Raw genomic sequence first — 4483 nt, forward strand, 5'->3', positions numbered from 1 at the left:
GCTGGACGACGAGACCATCGCCGACCTCACCGCCGCGCTGGTGCGCCACAAGGTGCTGTTCTTCCGCGGCCAGACGCACCTGGACGATGCCGCGCACCAGGCATTCGGCGCGCGCCTGGGCAAGACCGTGGCCCATCCCACGGTGCCCTCGCCCACGGGCACGCGCATCTTCGAACTCGACGCCTCCAAGGGCGGTGGCCGTGCCGATTCGTGGCACACCGACGTGACCTTCATCGACGCGTTCCCCAAGTACGGCATCCTGCGCGGCGTGACCATTCCGGCCTACGGCGGCGACACGGTGTGGGCCAACACGGCGGCGGCCTACGCCCGCCTGCCCGAAGACCTCCAGCGCCTGGCGGACGGCCTGTGGGCCGTGCACAGCAACGACTACGACTACGGCGCCGAGCGCGTGGTGGTCGAGGAGGAACGGCTGAACCACCACCGCAAGGTGTTCGTGTCCTCCGTGTTCGAAGCCGAGCACCCCGTGGTGCACGTGCACCCCGTGTCGGGCGAGCGCGCGCTGCTGCTGGGCCACTTCGTCAAGAAGATCGCGGGCTTTTCCAGCACCGAATCGGCACGCCTCTTCGAGATCCTGCAAAACCGCGTGGTCCGCCTGGAGAACACCGTGCGCTGGCAGTGGCAGCAGGACGACGTGGCGATCTGGGACAACCGGGCGACGCAGCACTTCGCGATCAACGACTACGGCACCCAGGCCCGCGTGGTGCGCCGCGTCACGGTACACGGCGAGCCCGCCGTGGCGGTGGACGGGCGCCGCAGCCGCACCCGCGTGCGGCCCGAAGCCACCAACGACGCGCAGATTGACAGCGTCATTACCGCGACCGCCTGACGCCACGGAGCCATCGACATGACCCAACGACGCCAGTGGCTCCAGGCCGCATCGGCCCTGGGCGCCACCGCCCTGCTGCCCGGCTTTGCGAAGGCGCAGAGCGGTGCGAAGAAGTTCCAGGGCGTGACCCTGAATGTCTCGACCTTCAGCGCGGCCTACCCCAAGCTGCTGCAGCAGTACCTGCCCGAGTTCGAGTCGCTCACGGGCGCCAGGGTGAACTTCGACACGCCCTCGTTCCCGGTCTACAACCAGCGTGCCGACCTGGAGCTGTCCACCAAAGGCTCGGCCTACGACGTGGTCAACGTGACCTTCATCTACTCGAGCCGATGGATCCACTCGGGCTGGCTCGCGCCGCTCGACGATTTCATCAGGAACCCCAACCTCACCCCCGCCGACTGGGACGTGAACGACTTTTTGCCCGGCGCGCGCGCACCCGAGACCGGCAAGGACGGCAAGCTCTACGGCATTCCCTGGACGGCCGAGGCGCTGCTGTCCGCCTCCTCGCGCTTCGATCTGGTGCAGCAGGCCGGCCTGGCCTACCCCGACACCACGGACGACCTGGTGAAGGTGCTGCGCGCCGTGAACAAGAAGGAGCGCGTGGCGGGCTTCGTGTCCGACAGCCACTACGGCTGGACCTTCGTGCCTTATCTGCATGCCTTCGGTGGCGACGTGTTCCGCAAGGCACCGGACGACCTGTACCCCACGCTGGACACGCCCGAAGCCATCGCAGCGGCCGAGTACTACGCCAGCCTGCTGCGAGAGTTCGGGCCCGACGGTGCCATCACCTACACGCCCGACCAGGTGACCCAGGCGCTCAAGCTCGGCCGCGTCAATTTCACCGATGCGGGGCAGTTGCATCTCGCGCAACTGGGGGACCCGGCCTCCAGCAAGACCTTGAAGACACTGCAGTTCGGCCAGGTGCCCAAGGGGCCTGCAGGGCGCTTTCCGGGCACGGCCGTGCATGGCCTGGGCATTCCGACGGGGTCGAAGAACAAGGAGGCCGCGTGGGCCTTCATCCAGTGGGCGCTGTCCAAGCAGACCACGCGCAAAGCGGTGCTGGCCGGGTACGGCTCGCCGGCGCGCCGTTCGGACATCGACTCCCGGGAGTTCCGCGCCAGGCAGGTCATCAACGGCAACGACCTGGCGCAACTGGCACTGGACTCGATCGAGCTGGCCTCCAAGACCGGGCACATGAAGTACCGCACGGTGTCGGTCTACCCGCAAGTGGACCAGCAGCTCAACAAGGCGATCGCGCTGATCGCTTCCGGCCAGGCCAGCGCCCGGCAGGCGCTGCAGCAGGCGCAGGCCCAATCGATCACCGAGCTCCAGCGCGCCGGGCTGAAGCTGTGAGCCGGCGGTGAACACCTTGACTCTGCGCCCCGGCCTCGGCTGGGAAGCGGCGCGCCGCCGCGCCTTCCTCTGGGGCCTGCTGCCCTCGCTGGCCGTGCTGCTGGTCATCACGCTGGCGCCGGCCACGGCGCTGCTGGTGACGAGCTTCACGCCCCTGAGCCTCACCGACGCAGCCGGCACCTTCCGCTTCGACGATCCGCTGGTGAACTACCGCCACCTGCTGGAGGACGCGCGCTTTCTGCGCTCCATCGCCACGCAGCTGCAGCTGTCGGTCTCCAGCGTGGCGCTGCAACTGGGCGTGGGGCTGGGCCTGGCCCTGCTGCTCAACGGGCGCTCCAAGCTGCTGGGCGCCACGCGCACGGCGTTCCTGATCCCCATGGTGCTCCCACCCATCGTGGTGGCGCTGATCTGGAAGATCCTGTACACGCCCGACGTGAGCCCTCTGCACCGCGCGCTGGAGGCGGTGGGCCTGCCGGTGCGCTCGCTGATCGCCAACCCCGACACGGCCTTGTGGGCCATCTCCATCGCCGACACCTGGCAGTGGTTTCCGTTCACCCTGCTGATGGTGCTGGCCACGCTGCAGATGGTGCCGGACGACCCGCTGGAGGCCGCGAGCCTGGACGGCGCCAACCGCTGGCAACTGTTCCGGTACATCGTGCTGCCCTACCTGAGGCCGGTGCTGGTGGTGTGCGGCCTGTTCCGGCTGATCGACAGCTTCAAGGCCTTTCCGCTGATCTACGTGCTGACCGATGGCGGCCCGGGCACGGTGACCGAGGTGACCAACTACTACGGCTTCATCCAGGCCTTCAATTTCTCCTACTGGGGGTACGCCAGCGCCATCGCGATGGTGATTCTCGCGGGCGTGTTCGCGCTCAGCTGGCTGGTGGGCCGCCTCGGATGGAACGACCATGACAAACGCTGAAGCCGCCCTGCCCCTGCCCTCCACGTTCACGCCGCCCCCTGCCGCGCGGCGCTTGCCAGATGCGCGGCGTGCCAGATGGCTGCGCCGCCATGCGCGCGGCCTCGTGGCCGTCGCTCTGCTGCTGGTGGTGATGTTCCCCTTCCTGTGGCTGGTGCAGCTGGCCTTCCGGCCCGGCGCGGACATCTTCGAGGACCGCCTGCTCTTCACGCCCACGCTGGAAGGCTTTCGCAGCCTGCTGCAGGGCCACTTCCTCAAGTCGTTCTGGAACAGCCTGGCGGTCAGCACCCTGTCCACCGGCCTGTCGCTGCTGATCGGCGTGCCGGCCGCCTATGCACTCACGCGCTGGCAGTTCCGGTGGCGGCGCCAGGTGGCCCTTTGGATCCTGGTGACGCGCATGGCGCCGCCCATCGCCTTCACCATCCCGTTCTTCCTGGCCTACCGCTGGCTCGGCCTGCAGGACACCATCGTGGGCCTGGCCATCGTCTATCTCACCTTCAATCTGGCGATCGTGATCTGGCTGATGCAGACCTTCTTCGAAGCGGTGCCCACCGCGCTCGAAGAGGCGGCCTACATCGACGGCTGCGGCGTCTGGCAGGCCTTCTGGCGCATCACGCTGCCGCTGGCGGCCCCCGGGCTGGCGGCCACCGCCGTGCTGTGCTTCATCTTCTCGTGGAACGACTTCTTCTACGCACTGATCCTCACGCGCACGAATGCCGTCACCGCCCCGGTGGCCATCGTCAACTTCCTGCAGTACGAAGGCTGGGAGTGGACCAAGATCGCCGCCAGCGGCACGCTGGTGATGTTCCCGGTGGTGATCTTCACGGTGCTCGTGCGCACCTACCTCGTGCGCGGGCTCACGGCCGGCGGCGTCAAGGACTGACATGGCCGAACTGTCCCTTCACCAGATCGTCAAGCACTACGGCGGCACACCCGTGATCCACGGGGTGGACATCCACATCCGCGACGGCGAGTTCGTCGCGCTCGTCGGGCCCTCGGGCTGCGGCAAGTCCACGCTGCTACGCGCCATCGCGGGGCTCGAAACCATCACCAGCGGCGAGATCCGGCTGGGCGGGCGCGTGATCAACGACGTGGCGCCTAAGGACCGCAACATCGCCATGGTGTTCCAGAACTACGCGCTCTACCCCCACATGACGGTGGCGCAGAACCTGGGCTTCTCGCTGAAGCTGCAGGGCGAGAGCCAGGCCGCCATCCGGCGCCGGGTGGACGAGGTGGCCGCCATCCTGGGCCTGGAAGCCTTGCTGGACCGCACGCCGCGCCAGCTCTCGGGCGGCCAGCGCCAGCGCGTGGCCATGGGCCGCGCCATCGTGCGCCAGCCCCATGCCTTCCTGTTCGACGAGCCGCTG

The 4483-nt window shown here is 68.2% G+C and carries 5 protein-coding genes; all 5 read left to right on the plus strand.

Annotated elements, in window-relative coordinates:
- The coding region (locus tag AC27KI_RS19305; RefSeq protein WP_487115316.1) for a TauD/TfdA dioxygenase family protein at nt 1-847 on the plus strand (847 nt) is incomplete at its 5' end.
- Nucleotides 848-865: 18 nt separating this feature from the next.
- A complete protein-coding gene (locus AC27KI_RS19310; RefSeq protein ID WP_284405250.1) occupies nt 866-2197 on the plus strand; it encodes an ABC transporter substrate-binding protein in 1332 nt (443 codons plus the stop codon).
- Nucleotides 2198-2204: 7 nt separating this feature from the next.
- A complete protein-coding gene (locus AC27KI_RS19315; protein ID WP_487089742.1) occupies nt 2205-3119 on the plus strand; it encodes a carbohydrate ABC transporter permease in 915 nt (304 codons plus the stop codon).
- Nucleotides 3106-3999, plus strand: coding sequence for a carbohydrate ABC transporter permease (locus AC27KI_RS19320; protein ID WP_487089741.1), 894 nt, complete (start codon nt 3106-3108; stop codon nt 3997-3999). The genes AC27KI_RS19315 and AC27KI_RS19320 overlap by 14 nt, the downstream gene beginning before the upstream one ends.
- A 1-nt stretch (nt 4000) precedes the next feature.
- Nucleotides 4001-4483 (plus strand): ABC transporter ATP-binding protein (locus AC27KI_RS19325; protein ID WP_487115318.1); only part of this gene is annotated, 483 nt, incomplete at its 3' end.

Source organism: Acidovorax sp. KPB24-03, from assembly GCF_057546605.1.